The organism is Nonomuraea sp. 3-1Str (genome assembly GCF_031570565.1).
GTDB lineage: Bacteria > Actinomycetota > Actinomycetes > Streptosporangiales > Streptosporangiaceae > Nonomuraea.
Window position 1 is genome coordinate 234,918 of record NZ_JALHBK010000012.1, and the last position, 14,297, is coordinate 249,214.

At 72.1% G+C, this 14,297-nt stretch carries 11 protein-coding genes and 1 pseudogene; 7 read left to right on the top strand and 5 right to left on the bottom strand.

Features of this window, described 5'->3' with window-relative positions; translation table 11 throughout:
* Window positions 1–69: 69 nt before the first annotated feature.
* Entirely contained in the window at window positions 70–1,053 is a 984-nt protein-coding gene (locus MTP10_RS21100) for a LacI family DNA-binding transcriptional regulator (RefSeq protein ID WP_310711228.1), read from the top strand.
* Window positions 1,040–2,344 (top strand): serine/threonine-protein kinase, encoded by a 1,305-nt coding sequence (locus tag MTP10_RS21105; protein WP_310711229.1) that lies wholly within the window; start codon window positions 1,040–1,042, stop codon window positions 2,342–2,344. The genes MTP10_RS21100 and MTP10_RS21105 overlap by 14 nt, the downstream gene beginning before the upstream one ends.
* Window positions 2,345–2,353: 9 nt before the next feature.
* Here the strand turns inward: MTP10_RS21105 and MTP10_RS21110 are convergent, their stop codons facing one another.
* Both MTP10_RS21110 and MTP10_RS21115 read right to left on the bottom strand, forming a co-directional pair.
* Window positions 2,354–3,952: a cellulase family glycosylhydrolase gene (locus MTP10_RS21110; RefSeq protein WP_310711230.1), complete on the bottom strand. Its 1,599-nt coding sequence runs from the start codon at window positions 3,950–3,952 to the stop codon at window positions 2,354–2,356.
* Between the two features lie 7 nt (window positions 3,953–3,959).
* Window positions 3,960–6,641 carry a glycoside hydrolase family 48 protein gene (locus tag MTP10_RS21115; protein ID WP_310711231.1) on the bottom strand — a complete coding sequence of 894 codons (2,682 nt, stop codon included), beginning with the start codon at window positions 6,639–6,641 and terminating at the stop codon, window positions 3,960–3,962.
* A 285-nt stretch (window positions 6,642–6,926) separates the two neighbouring features.
* Here MTP10_RS21115 and MTP10_RS21120 point away from each other — a divergent pair, with 285 nt between their 5' ends.
* The 3 genes from MTP10_RS21120 to MTP10_RS21130 all read left to right on the top strand — a co-directional run bounded on the left by MTP10_RS21120 (window position 6,927) and on the right by MTP10_RS21130 (window position 10,731).
* On the top strand, window positions 6,927–8,927 hold the full coding sequence (locus tag MTP10_RS21120; RefSeq protein ID WP_310711232.1) for a glycoside hydrolase family 6 protein: 2,001 nt from the start codon (window positions 6,927–6,929) through the stop codon (window positions 8,925–8,927).
* A 189-nt stretch (window positions 8,928–9,116) separates the two neighbouring features.
* Window positions 9,117–9,758, top strand: a complete 642-nt coding sequence (locus MTP10_RS21125; RefSeq protein ID WP_310711233.1) for a sigma-70 family RNA polymerase sigma factor — start codon at window positions 9,117–9,119, stop codon at window positions 9,756–9,758.
* Window positions 9,751–10,731 (top strand): hypothetical protein, encoded by a 981-nt coding sequence (locus tag MTP10_RS21130; protein WP_310711234.1) that lies wholly within the window; start codon window positions 9,751–9,753, stop codon window positions 10,729–10,731. The genes MTP10_RS21125 and MTP10_RS21130 overlap by 8 nt, the downstream gene beginning before the upstream one ends.
* Window positions 10,732–10,747: 16 nt before the next feature.
* On the opposite strand, the gene MTP10_RS21135 is transcribed toward MTP10_RS21130, so the two are convergent.
* Window positions 10,748–11,857: a magnesium and cobalt transport protein CorA gene (locus MTP10_RS21135; protein WP_310711235.1), complete on the bottom strand. Its 1,110-nt coding sequence runs from the start codon at window positions 11,855–11,857 to the stop codon at window positions 10,748–10,750.
* A gap of 258 nt (window positions 11,858–12,115) precedes the next feature.
* Between MTP10_RS21135 and MTP10_RS21140 the strand changes: the two genes are divergently transcribed.
* Window positions 12,116–12,814, top strand: a complete 699-nt coding sequence (locus MTP10_RS21140; protein ID WP_310711236.1) for a M50 family metallopeptidase — start codon at window positions 12,116–12,118, stop codon at window positions 12,812–12,814.
* 20 nt (window positions 12,815–12,834) lie between these two features.
* Here MTP10_RS21140 and MTP10_RS21145 read toward each other — a convergent pair whose 3' ends face one another.
* A complete protein-coding gene (locus MTP10_RS21145) occupies window positions 12,835–13,245 on the bottom strand; it encodes a MarR family transcriptional regulator (RefSeq protein ID WP_310711238.1) in 411 nt (136 codons plus the stop codon).
* Window positions 13,246–13,292: 47 nt separating this feature from the next.
* Here MTP10_RS21145 and MTP10_RS21150 point away from each other — a divergent pair, with 47 nt between their 5' ends.
* Complete coding sequence (locus MTP10_RS21150; protein ID WP_310711239.1) at window positions 13,293–14,174, top strand: LLM class flavin-dependent oxidoreductase; 882 nt, start codon at window positions 13,293–13,295, stop codon at window positions 14,172–14,174.
* A gap of 17 nt (window positions 14,175–14,191) precedes the next feature.
* Here MTP10_RS21150 and MTP10_RS21155 read toward each other — a convergent pair.
* A pseudogene (locus tag MTP10_RS21155) lies at window positions 14,192–14,297 on the bottom strand (IS5/IS1182 family transposase); the annotation flags it as partial.

The following is a 14,297-nucleotide window of genomic DNA, read 5'->3' on the forward strand; positions in this document are numbered from 1 at the left end:
ATCTGTTAACAGGCTCGAAACACTGGTAGTTTAGGGAGCGCTCCCAATAGATCTTGGGCGAGGTGCGCCGTGACCGATTTGCCCACGCTCGCACAGGTAGCGGCCGAGGCCGGGGTCTCCCAGGCCACTGCTTCGCGCGTATTGACTGGCACGGTCAGGGTCAGCACGTCGACCCGCCGTCAGGTCTACGACGCGATGTCACGCCTGGGGTACGTGCGCCACCGGGCGCCCCGCGGCGCTCCGGCGCGCCGGGCGGCCGGCGGGGTGGCGGTGGTGATCTGCGACCATCTCCACCGGCTGTTCTCCGATCCGTACTACGCGCGGTTCCTGTCGGCCGGCGGCGACGCGCTGGCCGAGCTGGGCCTGCCGATGATGGTGATGACCGTGCCGCCCGCCGACCCGGGCATGCTGCCCACCCTCGCGTCCGGGGCCGACGGGGTGCTGCTGATCGCCGCCCGCAAGCAGCATCCGGTGGCGATCACGCTGTCCACCTCCGGCATCCCGGTACGCGGGATCGGACGGCCGCCCGACGACGTCAAGGTCCCGTACGCCGACGTGGACAACCGCGACGGCGCCCGGCAGGCGGCCGAGCACCTGCTGCTCAGCGGGCGCCGCTCGATCGGCGTGATCGCCGGCCCGCCGACCCTGCCGGCCGCGCAGGACCGGCTGGAGGGCTTCGTCGGGACGCTCCGGCAGGCCGGGGCGACCGACGTGCCGGTGGCGTACGGCGACTTCGGGCTGCCGTCGGGCACCCACGCCATGCAGTGGCTGCTGCGGCGCTCGCCCGGCCTGGACGCGGTGTTCGCCGCGTCGGACCTGATGGCGGCCGGGGCGATCAACGCGCTGGCCCGCGCCGGCCGCAGGGTGCCGGACGACGTCGCGGTGATCGGGTTCGACGACTCCCCCGTGGCGCGTCGCACCGTGCCGGCGCTGACCACGGTGCGCCAGCCCGTGGAGGAGCTGGCGATCCTCGCCATCCGGCTGCTGCTGTCCGGGACCGTGTCCGTCAACCCGATCCTGCCCGCGGAGCTGATCGTCCGTGAATCAGCATGAGCCGGGGGACGTCCTGGCCCGTCGTTACGTGCTGCTGGAGCGCATCGCCCTCGGCGGCACGTCGGTGTTGTGGCGGGCGCGGGACGCGTCGCTGGAGCGGCTCGTCGCGGTGAAGGTGCTGCAGGACGAGCGGGAGCTGGCGCGCAGGGAGGCCAGGACCACCGCCCGGCTGGAGCACCCGGACGCGATCGAGATCTACGACTACGGCGAGACGGTCACGGCGCAGGGCCGGGTCGCCGCGTACGTGGTGATGCGGCTGCTCGACGGCGTGCCCGTGGCCGAGCGCCTGTCGGCGGGCCCGCTGCCGTGGCAGGAGGCGGCGGCCACGGCGGCGCGGATCGCCCGGGTGCTGGAGTCGGCGCACCGGCAGGGCATCGTCCACCGGGACGTGTCCGCGGAGAACGTGCTGCTCACCGGCTCCGGGCCGAAGCTGCTCGACTTCGGCATCGCCGCCCCGGCCGGGGACCCGGACGACCAGCGGGGCACGCCGCCGTACGTCTCGCCGGAGCGGCTGGCCGGCGCGCCCGTCCACCCGGCCGTGGACGTGTACGCGCTCGGGGTGCTGTTCTTCGAGATGGTCACCGGCGCCCCGCCGTACCCGGAGCGGACGTGGGAGGAGCTGGAGACGGCGCGCCGGAGCAGGCCGTGCCCGCGCCCGGCAGGGGTGCCCGGCGAGCTCGCGCTGCTGTGCCGGCGCTGCCTCGACCCGTCGCCCGCGCGGCGGCCCACGGCGGGCGAGGTGGCCGACCAGCTCACGGCCGCGCTGCGCCGCTCGGTGACGCGCCGCAGGCTCAGGTACGGCCTGGCGGTGCTGGCTCTGGCGCCGGTCGCGGGGACGGTGCTGTGGCTCGGACCGCGGGCCGCCGAGCAGGAAACCCGCGTGCCGTCCGGCCCACCTTCGGCGGTGGCCGAGCCACAGCCCCAGGAGACGCGCGCCGACCTCCCAGCGGCGGCGCCCCTGGTCTCCTCGTCGCCCCTGGTCACCTCCTTGCCCCTGGTCACCTCCTTGCCGCTGGCCTCCTCGTCGCCGCGGTTCACGTTCGCGGCGCGCCCCCTCCCCCGCGCGCTGGACCGCTTCCACGACGAGCTTGCCGCGGGGGCCGCGGCCGGCCGGATCCGTGCTGACGTGGCGCTGGACCTGCGTCAGACGCTGGCGCACGTCACCTCGCGCGGCGGCGTCGCGGAGGTGCGGCGCAAGCTCGGCGACCGGCTGCGGGAGGGAGCGGTGGAGCCGGGCCTGCGCGGCGACCTCGACGCCCTGCTCGCCGAGATCGCCGCCGCCTTCCGTTAGGGGGCCGGGTCAGGGGGCCCGGGAGCAGGACAGGGCAGGAGCGGCGTTGGTGCCGTTCCAGCTGCCCAGGAACCCGAACGTGGCCGTCCCGCCCGCCGCGATCGCGCCGTTGTGCGACTCGTTCGCGATCGTGTACGGGCTCGCCGTCTGGCCGGTCCGGGCGTTCCAGATCTGGGTGATCCTCTGCCCGTCGGCGAAGGTCAGGGTGACCGTCCAGCCGGTGGTGGGCGTGGTGCCGCCGTTGGCGACGGCGACCTGCCCCTGGAATCCGCCCTGCCAGCTGCCGACCTGACTGTAGGTGGCCGTGCAGCCGCCGCCGCCCGATCCGCCGGTGGTGGTGACCGTCACCGTGTTCGACACCGCCGAGGTGTTGCCGGCCGCGTCACGCGCCCGCACCTGGAAGCGGTACGTCGTGCTCGGCGACAGGCCCGTGGCGGTGAACGACGTCGTGGCGGACGTGCCGGCGACCGCGAACGAGCCGGTGGCTCCGGCCCGCAGCACGTCGTACCCTGTCACGCCCACGTTGTCCGTGGACGCCGACCACGACAGCCCCGCCTGAGCCGACGTCACGCCGGACGCCGCGAGGCCCGCGGGCGCCGTCGGCGGGCCCGTGTCCGTGGAGCCGCCGTAGATCGTGGCCTCGCGGGCGGTGGCCCGGATGCCGTTGGCGCCGTTGAACAGCCGCTCACCCCACGCGGTGAGGCGGGTGGCGTCGAACGCGGTGACCTGGTCGAGGTACTCCACGCCGCCGCCGTTGCCGCTCCACGACCATCCGAGGTAGCCGATGCCCCGGGCCTGCGCCTGGGCCATGATGGTGTCCTCGTCGGGGTCGCCGTCGGAGTGCATGTTCCCGAACTCCCCGATCACCAGCGGCAGGCCGGCGGTCCGGAAGGCGTCCAGGTAGGCGTTGATCTCGGCGGCCGTGTCGTAGACCCCGTACATGTGCACGGAGAAGACCGTGTTCTTCTGCGGGTCGGCGTTGAGCACGGTCGCGGCGTTGTCGCGCATCTCCCCCTTCCAGTCCTGGCCCCAGGCGGGGGCGTCGACCATGAGCAGGTGCTGGAACCCGGCGTCGCGCATCCGGGTGATCGCGGCCGAGGTGGCCTGCGCCCAGCCGGGGGTGACGGCGTTGTTGCCGATCGGCTCGTTGCCGAGGTTGATGATGACGTGGTTCTCCTGGCCGGTCAGCACGCTCCGCAGGCCGATCCAGTACGTGACGGCCTGGTCGAGCGTGTAGGCGCCGCTCTGCTCGCCGTAGCCGGTGGTGTCGTGGTCCTCCAGCACGCAGATCAGCCGGTTCTGCTTGCACAGGGAGATCACATTGGCCACGTCGGCGGCCGAGTTGGCGGTCCACCGGCCGCCGCTGAGCACGACGCGGACGGTGTTGGCGCCGTGCGCCTTGATGCCGGCGAACGAGCCGGTCTCGTTGGGATACCAGGTGTGCGCGTGGCTGGTGCCCCGCATCACGAACGCGCTGCCGTTCGCCTCGACGACGCGGGTCCCGCTGACCCGCAGACCGGTCGCCGCAGAGGCCGGCCGCGGGATCAGCAGGATCGCGCCCATCAGCGCGAGCAGCACGATCAGGCTCGTGGTGATGGGTCGGGTCATGGAGCGGTCATCCGTTCGGGAAGAGGGTGCCGTAGTCGGCCGCGGCCATGGCGATGTCGGCCTGCGCCCAGAAGCGGTGGTAGGTGAAGGACGGCGCCGAGCCGCCGTTCAGGTAGCTCTGGACCTTGGACCAGTCGGGGTCCTGCTTGTAGAAGGAGCGGATGTCGAGGAACGTCTTGCCGGAGCTGATGACGTCACCGTTGGGCATGGTGCCGGTGTAGTCCGGCGGGATGTACAGGCCGGTGTTGGTGGCGTCGTTGTGCGGGTCGTCGAAGCGGTTGTAGTCCTCGCGGGTCTCGCTCACCGCGGCGCCCTTGGCGTCCTTGTGGGTGAGGATGCCGTCGATGAGGTTCTTGGCCCCGGCCTTGGCGGTGGCGCTGCCGGACTTGGCGGCGTACCAGGCGAGGGTGCGGGCGTAGGCGGCGGCCACGCCGACGTCGTTGGTGGTGTTGACCACGGTGACGTGCAGGCCGGGGTTGGGGCCGGGGACGCCGCCGCCGCTGTAGCTGGCAGCGGGGGCGCCGGTCCACGTCATGTCGTTGGGGATGCGGTAGTTGCCGCCGGCGCCGAACGTGGTGTTGGCCAGCGCCCACGGCACCCACTTGTCGAGGATGGACTTGGCCTTGGCGTCACCGGTGACGTAGTAGTACTCGGCCACCCGCTCCAGCGACCACGCCTGGAAGCCGAACCACCGGTTGCTCGGCGGGTCGTGGTAGACGGGCTGCTGGTCGTAGGCCCAGCCGTAGAAGGTCGGCGTGCCGGCGGGCGGCGCCGCGTAGGACCCGTTCCAGCTGTTGGTCGCGCCGCCGGCGATGCCGCCCTCGGCTGACTGGAGCCACAGGTAGGAGTCGAGCTGCCGGTTCAGGCTGGTCTGCCAGTCGGAGGCGGCCGTCGGCGACTGCGGGCGCAGCGAGGCGGGGCCGGCGGGCGACAGGACCCAGGCGGCCAGCGGGTTCTGGTAGCCCTGGTGCCAGGAGCTGGAGCCGACCCGCCACGCCCAGGCGCCGCCGTTGTCGCCGCCCCACGCGTAGTACCAGGTCAGCAGGTACGAGGAGCTGCTCTTGCCGGTGCCCGGCGTGCAGGAGGGCGAGGTGCAGCCGGGGTTCTTGAAGTACTTGTCGTAGAAGGAGTAGCGGAGGAAGTCGCCCATCTTGGCGGCCTTGGACAGGGTGGTGGACAGCTGCGCCTGCTTGCCCTGCGCGGTGGCCCAGGTCAGCGCCCAGTACGCGGCCTGCACGGCGCGGGCGTCGGCGTCGGGGGCGTCGGTGTAGCGCCACTGGTTGGCGCCGCCGCCCTGGATGAACAGCGGCGGGTAGCCGGCGCCGGACTTGCCGTAGCGGCCGGTCTCGCACGACGGGTGCGCGACGGTCTCCCAGGTCGACTCCTGCGGGCCGCGCTGGAAGGTGTTGATGTAGGTGACGCGCTTGGTGTTGTCGCCGCACTCGCTGAGGCTGGCGCCGCGGCCGGTGCCGTAGCCGTAGACGTCGTCCACGTCGAGCAGCCAGTGCATGCCGTAGATGTTGCGGTTGCCGTACGTGCTCTGCAGCTCGTTGGCGAGCGGGTCCTGGCCGGCGACGACGCCGGTGTCCAGCGCCACCGGGTAGCCGCTGGGCTGCGGCTTCTCGGGCGCGTAGTCGGCGGGGTCGCTCGGGTTGTAGGTGGAGGAGCCGCCCGGCTGGCCCGCGGCCGACGGGATGATGTACTGCTCCATCACGTTCCAGGCGTTGTTGAACGGCGCCCAGTTGCCGGTGACCCTGCCGTACTGCGCCTCCAGCCAGAGCCAGAAGCTGAACGCCTCGGACGTCGTCTCGTGGCCCTGGTCGGGGGCCTCGACGATGAGGGTCTCGACGGAGTGGTACGGGATGCCCTCGGGCGAGAAGTAGCCGTTGGCGGGGTCCTTGAGCTTGTTGTACTGGTTGGTGAACTCGGTCAGGTACGAGTTGCTCTGCGGCGCGTCGTCGTCGGCCTCCGTGGCGGTGACCGCGACGCTGGTCAGGCCGGTCGAGGCGACGGTGATGGGCCGCGTGCCGTTGGTGGTGTCGCTGTCCTGGGCGGCCGACACGGTGACGTTCTGGACGGTGTTCCAGTTGGCGGAGGTGAAGGTCAGGCTCGCGCCGGAGGTGACGGTGAGGTCGGCGTCACCGCTGCCGGCGGTGGAGGTGACGGTCACGTTGGCGGAGGGCTGCGTGGCCAGGCGGACACCGTAGGTGGCGCTGGAGCCCTCCGGGACGATCACCGCCGCCGGGCTGACCTGGATGGCCTGCTGCCCGGGGTCGGGGCCGGGGCCGCTGCCGCCACAGGTCACGCCGTTGATGGCGAAGGTGGTGGGGTTGGTGTTGGTGCCGCTGTAGGAGCCGTTGAAGCCGATGGTCCACTGGGCGCCGGTGGCCTGGCTGCCGTTGTAGCTGAGACTGGTGGCGGTGACGTTCTGGCCGGACTGGCTCCAGTTGGCCTGCCAGCCCTGGGTGACCTGCTGGCTGCCCGGCCAGGTGTAGGTCAGCCGCCAGGAGGTCAGCGGATCGCCGGTGTTGGTGATGGTGACGTTGGCGCCGAAGCCGCCGCCGCTGTCCCACGACTTCACGTACGTGACCGAGCAGGCCACCGCGGCCATGGCGGTGCCCGCGCCGGCCAGCGCCGTGGAGATGGACAGGACGAGGACGGCGAGCGCGGCGAGGAGACGATGTCTCATGAAAGTCCTCTCGGAATGGGAGCGCTCCCAACACGCTGGGGTTACGCGGATGTTAAGCGCGCACCGATGCGCCGCCCAGGAGAGGTCCGCGAGAGGGCGGCGGTTTCCAGGTCGGGACGGGCGCGACCGTGAAAGTTTCACCGCTCGGCCTGCGGCGTGACGGGCCGGGATGAAAGTTTCACGGCTCTGGTGCGGGTTCGGGCCGCCGTCTCACCGGAATCTGTACACGGATGTGAATCCGGGCTATGGATGGGAGCGCTCCCACCTTCTGAGAGGACCCCCCACATGAGAAACCGCCTTCTCGTCGCGGTGTGCGCCCTGTTGACAGGGCTCGCCACGGCGCTGATGTCGGCAGCACCGGCGCAGGCCGCCGTCGCCTGCTCGGTCACGTACGCGAAGACCTGGGACAGCGGCAGCGGCTTCGGCGCCAACATCACCATCACGAACACGGGTGAAGCCCTCAGCTCCTGGCGGCTGACCTACGCCTATGCCGGCAACCAGCAGGTGTCGCAGGGCTGGCAGGCGAACTGGAGCCAGTCCGGCCAGAACGTCACCGCGTCGAGCCTCAGCTACAACGGCAGCCAGGCATCCGGGGCGCAGTGGACGATCGGCTTCAACGGCTCCTACAGCGGCACCAACACCAACCCCACCACCTTCGCCATCAACGGCGTGACGTGCGGCGGCAGCGGCCCCGGACCGGACCCGGGCCAGCAGGCGCTCCAGGTGACCCCGACCGCCCTGAGCGTGCCCGAGGGCTCCAGCGCCACCTACGCCGTACGCCTGGCCACGCAGCCGTCGGCGAACGTGACCGTCACCTCCACGGCGGGCACCGGTGACAGCAACCTCACCGTCACGGGCGGCGCCACCCTGACCTTCACCTCGGCCAACTGGAACACCCCGCAGAACGTCACCGTCTCGGCCGCCGAGGACAGCGACACCACCAACGGCACGCGGCCCATCACCGTCGCCTCCAGCGGCCTGACCAGCGTGACCGTCACCGCGACCGAGGCCGACAACGACACCGGCGGCGGCACCGGCCACGTCGACAACCCGTACGCCGGGGCCACCGGCTACGTCAACGCCGACTGGTCGGCCAAGGCCGCGGCCGAGCCCGGCGGCTCGGCGGTCGCCAACATCTCGACCGGCGTGTGGATCGACCGCATCGCCGCCATCGCCGGCACCGGCGGCGCCAAGGGTGTGCGCGCCCACCTCGACGCCGCCCTCACCCAGGACGCGGCCAACGGCAGCGCGCCGCTGACCATCCAGTTCGTCATCTACAACCTGCCCAACCGCGACTGCTCCGCGCTGGCCTCCAACGGCGAGCTGCTCGTCTCGCAGAACGGCCTGGCCCGCTACAAGACCGAGTACATCGACCCGATCGCCGAGATCATGGCGGACCCGAAGTACGCGGCCCTGCGGATCGTGACCGTCGTCGAGATCGACTCGCTGCCCAACCTGATCACCAACACCAACCTGGCCAAGTGCGCCGAGGCGCAGTCGTCCGGCGCGTACGTGCAGGGCATCCAGTACGCCCTGAACAAGCTGCACGCCATCCCGAACGTCTACACCTACCTCGACGCCGCCCACCACGGCTGGATCGGCTGGTCCAGCAACTTCGGCCCGACCGCGGACCTCATGGCCTCCACCGCCCGCGGGACCACGGCCGGCTACGCCAGCGTGGACGGCTTCATCACCAACACCGCCAACTACTCCGCCCTGACCGAGCCGTACTTCACGGTGGGCACCACCGTGAACGGCACGTCCGTGCGCCAGTCGAAGTGGCTGGACTGGAACGACTACGTGGACGAGCTGACCTTCGCCCAGGCGTTCCGTAACGCGCTGGTGTCGAAGGGCTTCCCGTCGACGATCGGCATGCTGATCGACACCTCCCGCAACGGCTGGGGCGGCTCCGCCCGGCCCACCGGTCCGAGCACCTCCACGAACGTGGACGAGTTCGTCAACCAGTCGCGCGTCGACCGGCGCATCCACGCCGGCAACTGGTGCAACCAGAGCGGCGCCGGCCTCGGCGAGCGTCCGCGCCCCAACCCGGCGGCCGGCCTCGACGCGTACGTGTGGATCAAGCCTCCGGGTGAGTCCGACGGCTCCAGCACCGCGATCAGCAACGACGAGGGCAAGGGCTTCGACCGGATGTGCGACCCCACGTACACCGGCAACGACCGCAACGGCAACAACCTGACGGGGGCGCTGCCCAACGCGCCGCTGTCCGGCCACTGGTTCTCCGCCCAGTTCCGGCAGCTCCTGCAGAACGCGAACCCGCCGCTGTAACCCTTCCCGGTAAGACCTTCCCGTAGGTCTGGTACGGCCCCGGTCCCGCTCCCGTCGGCGGGCCGGGGCCGTACCCTTTCCGGGACGCGTTCCCCGGGCGTGAAAGTGATCGGGCGGATCGGGCGATAAGAGATGTCCGCAGATCGCGTCCGGAGGGTGGCAGATGACGGGGGAAGCATCGTGACGGCGTTGCCGTGGCCAGATGCGCGGCCTGACTCGGGGCGGCCTGAATCCGGGCTGCCGGACTCCGGGCGGCTGGACTCCGGTCGGCTGGACTCCGGGCGGCTCGATGACGCCGAGGCGTTCGCGGCGGTGTTCGACGCGTGCTTCGGCGAGATCCACGCGTACGTCGCGCAGCGGCTCGGTCCGGACCACGCCGAGGACGTCGTCTCGGACGCGTTCCTCATCGCCTTCCGCAAGCGCGGCCAGTACGACCCGGCGCGCGCCACGGCGCGGGCCTGGCTGTACGGCATCGCCACCCGGCTCGTCGGCCGGCACCGCCGCCAGGAGGCGCGGGCGCTGCGGGCACTGGGCCGCTACGGGTCCGAAGCGGAGAGCGCGCCGGGGCACGAGGAGCGGGTGAGCGCGCGGGTGAGCGCGCAGAGCCTGCGGCCGGAGCTGGCGGCGGCCCTGGCCGGGCTCGCCTCGCGTGACCGCGACGTGGTGCTGCTCGTGGCGCTGGCCGGGCTGAGCCACGAGGAGATCGCCACGGCCCTCGGCATCCCGTACGGGACGGTGGGCTCGCGGCTGAGCCGGGCCCGGCGCAAGCTGCGCGAGGCGCTCGGCGGCAGCAACCCGATGCTGGAGCTGGAGGAGGCCGGCCGTGGATGAGCTGGAGCTGGTCCGCGACCTGTACGGCGAGCCGCCGCGGCCGGACCCGGCGGTCAGGGCCCGGGTGCGGGCCCGGTGGGAGGAACGGCCGGAGGAACGGCGCCCCGCGCGGGGGCGGGCGCCGTGGGCCCCGCGGCCGTCGGGACGGGCGCGCGGGCGAGGGCCGGGGCGGCGCGGGTTGTGGGCGGCGCCGCTGGCGGGCGCGGTGGCGACGCTGGCCGCCGTGCTGTTCGCGTACGGCCTCGCCGGCGGCGCGGGCGTCCCGGCCGTACCCGCGCAGAGCACGGCGACGGCGCTGGACGGGCCGGCGCGGGGCACGGCAGAGGGCACCTCGACGGTCCAGGGGAGGGCGGTGCTGCTGGCGGCGGCGGCCACGGCGGCCTCGGAGCCCCCGCCGCGGGGCACGTACTGGCGCGTCTCCCGGCAGAGCGGCGCCAAGGTCACGACCCTGTGGGTGGCCCGCGACGGACGCGCCTGGATCGCCGAGCACGCCGAGGGAACGGCCCCCGGCACCGAGGTGAAGCAGGTCGCCAGGCCGTTCACCATGGCGGGCCGGGCTCTGTCGCTCACGGAGATCGAGCGGCTGCCCGCCGGGACGGACGCGCTCAAGCGGCGGGTCGCGGCGCTGCTGCCGCCCGGCTCCGGCGACGGGGTGCTGGCCGACGCGGGGAGCGGGCTGCTGTGGGGCAAGCCGGCGCCGCCCGCCGTACGGGCCGCCGCCTACCGGCTGCTCGCCGAGCTGCCGAGCGTCCGCTACCTGGGCCGTGCCACCGACCCCAAGGGGCGGCCGGGCGAGGCGTTCGCGTTCACGCCGGACGCCGCCACGGGGGTGCGGCGGACGCTGGTCGTCGACCCGGCCAGCTCGCAGGTGCTGTCCAGCAGCGACAGCGCGGACGGCACCGGGCGGGACTCCCCGGCGGACCGTGACGAGATCGTCCTGACGGCCGGCTGGACCGACGAGGGCCCGCCGTGACCGGCGCCGCCGCCCGCTAGAGCCAGTCGCGCCGTTTGAAGACGAGGTAGAGGGTCACGCACACCACGCCCATGAGCACGATCGCGAACGGGTAGCCGAGCACCCAGTGGGTCTCCGGCATGACGTCGAAGTTCATGCCGTAGATGGTGCCGACCAGCGTGGGCGCGAACAGGATGGCCGCCCAGGCGGAGATCTTCTTGACCTCCTCGCCCTGCCGGATGCTCGACTCGGTCATCTTGGCCATCTCCGCGTTCTGCGCCTGGGTGACGAGCGTGGAGTTGATCACGAGGATGTCCTGGAGCATCTGGCGGAAGGCGGCGACCCGCTCGTTGACCGTGATGGCGTGGTCGGCCACGTCGCGCAGGTAGCTCTGGAGCTCCTCGTTGACCCCGTACTTGGCGGCCCCGGCGATGAAGCCGTCGATCATCCGCACCAGCGGCGCGGTGGCCCGCTGGAACTCGATGACCTCGCCGGACAGCTCGTACACGCGCCGCGAGACCGACGGGTCGCCGCTGAACACCTGCCCCTCGATCTCCTCCAGGTCCTTCTGCAGTCCGGCGACGACCGGCGCGTAGCCGTCGACGACGGCGTCGAGGATGGCGTACAGGACCGCCTGGGGTCCCTGGCGGAGCAGGTCGGGGTCCGACTCCATGCGCTTGCGCACGCCCTGGAGGTCGGGCGCCTCGGCGTGCCGTACGGTGATGACGAAGTTGGGGCCGACGAAGACGTGCAGCTCGCCGAACGCGACCTCCTCGACGTCGTCGAGGTAGCGGGCGGCGCGCAGCACCACGAAGAGCGTGTCGCCGTAGCGGTCGGCCTTGGGCCGCTGGGAGCCGACGATGGCGTCCTCCAGCGCCAGCTCGTGCAGCTCGAACTCCTCGGCGAGCTTGACCAGCTCCCACTCCTTGGGCCGGTAGAGGCCGATCCAGGCGAGACTGTCCGGCGTCTTGTTCAGCCGCTCGAAGGCGTCGGCCATGGAGCCGGGGTTGTCCACGCGCTGGCCGTCCTGGTAGACGGCGTTGTCGATGACGGTCGGCCGGTACGGCGGCTCGTCGGCGGCGCGCGGGTCCATCTCGTGCTCGGGCGCGTCCTGGCGGGCCGCCTCGCCGCGCCTGAAGCTCCTCATCCGTGCCACGCCGTTCCTCTTCCCGCCGGCCGATCGGGTGACCGTCTCCGACGGTCCCGGGTGGTGTCGTGCCATATATCCAGCCGATCCTTCACTTTTTTATCAGATCACGTCCGCTACGTCGTCCCGGCGAACGGCCCGTGACCAGCGCGCGAACGCGCCTCCACACGGAACCGCCGGCGCTCGTCACCTGCCCAGCCGGACGGCCGTCAAGCGGGCCGCACGCGAACGGCCCGACCCGGATAGGGTCTTGTCTCGATGAACGAGCTCTGGGCCCACCTCATCAAGGCACAACCCGACCCCGCCCCCTGGGTCGTGCCGGCCACCGCTCTGGCGGCGCTCGCGATCGTGTCGTTCAGGACCCCCTGGCAGCTGAGCCGGGGTCTGATCACGATCGCGCACGAAGGGGGCCACGCGCTGATGGCGCTGCTCACCCGGCGCAAGCTCGAAGGCATCCGGCTGCACTCCGACACCTCGGGCGTGACGCTGACCCGGGGCCGCCCCAACGGCCCCGGCATGGTGCTGACCGCGCTCGCCGGCTACCTCGCGCCGTCGCTGCTCGGGCTGGCGGCGGCGTGGCTGACCGAGCAGGGACGCATCACGCTGCTGATCTGGAGCGTGCTGCTCTTCCTCGTCTGCATGCTGCTGCTGATCCGCAACCTGTACGGCGCGCTGATCCTGCTGGCGACGGGCGGGGCGGTGTTCGCCCTGTCGATGTACGCGCCGAACCAGGTGCAGCAGGCCGTGGCCATGGCGGCCGTGTGGTTTTTGCTGTTCGGCGGGGTGCGGCCGATCGTCGAGTTACAGCGCAAGCGGCGGCTGCGGCAGGCCCGCGACTCCGACGCCGACCAGCTCGCCCGGCTGACGATCCTGCCGGGCGGCTTCTACGTGTTCTTCTTCCTGGTGGTGGCGTGCGCGTCGGTGGTGGCCGGCGCGTACCTGATGAATCCCCTCTGACCGGCCCGGCCGGGCCTTCGTCAGCCGGAGGCCAGCCGGTCCAGGGCGACGCGGACCAGGCGCCGCTCGTCCTCTGACAGCGGCGCCAGGAACACGCGCTCGGCCTCGTCGATCGCCGCCGAGCCGTCCCTGAGCACGTCGCGGCCGTGGGCGGTGAGCTCGACCGCGTTCTTGCGCCGGTCGTCGGGGTGCGGCCTGCGCGCCACGAGGCCCTTGCCCTCCAGCGCGTCGATCATGGCGACCATCGTGGTGCGGTCGATGCGCAGGGCCTGGGCGGCCTGCTGCTGCGAGATCGGCGTCCGCGCGTCCAGCACGGTCAGCACGGCCAGCTCGCGCGTGTCCACGCCCAGCGGCTCCAGCGCCGGCCCGGTGAGCCCGGCCAGCCGCGACTGCGCGTGCTTGAACAGGTAACCCAGGCGGCGTCTCGACACAGGGGTCATTCTCGCACTAGCCTAATCATCAGTCTTACTGACGATCAGTGGAGCTGACATTGCTGAGCTTCGGCATCAAGACCATCCCCGTCGGCGTCACGTACCCCGACCTGCTGCGCGTCTGGCAGGAGGCGGACGAGCTGCCCGCCATCGAGCACGCCTGGCTGTGGGACCACCTCCTGCCGCTCTTCGGGCCGGTGGACACCCCGATCCACGAGGGCTGGACCATCCTGGCCGCGCTCGCCGCCCGCACCGAGCGCCTCGCCTTCGGCCACCTGGTGACCAGCAACCTCACCAGGTCGCCCGCCCTGCTGGCCAAGATGGCGGCGACCGTCGACGCCGTCGCGCCCGGGCGGCTCGTCCTCGGACTCGGTGTGGGAGGCACCCATCAGCCCGGCGACACCCTCGTGCCCAGGGAGTACAACGCGTACGGGCTCACCATCGCCACCCCCGGAGAGGGCGTGGCCAGGCTCGCCGAGTCGTGCCAGATCATCAGGCGCATGTGGACCGAGGACCGGTTCGACTTCGACGGCCGGCACTACCGGTTGCGCGACGTGGTGTGCGAGCCCAAGCCGGCCCGCCGGCCGCCGCTCCTCATCGGCGGCTGGGGCGACAGGACGCTCGGCGTGGTCGCCGAGCACGCCGACATCTGGAACGTGCCCGGCCCGCCGCACAACTCCCTCGACTTCATCGCCGAACGCTCCCGGGCGCTCGACGAGCGGTGCGCCGCCCTCGGGCGAGACCCCGCGACGCTGACCCGGTCCACCCAGGTCATGGTCGCGTACGACGACCCGGGAGCCACCCGCGCGGCCGTCAAGGAGCTGGCGGCGATCGGGGTGACCCACGTCGTGCTCAACCTCCGGCCGCCCTTCCCTGAGGGCGTCGCGCGGTGGGTCGTGGACGAGATCATCGCCCCGGCCGCCTCCTAGGGCCTGTTTTGTGGATCTCATAAGAGCCATAGCAGCAGGCAGGCGATGGTGACACCTGCCTGGTAGTGAACGGCGAGCTTGTCGTAGCGGGTGGCGATGCCTCTGAACTGTTTGAGCCGGTTG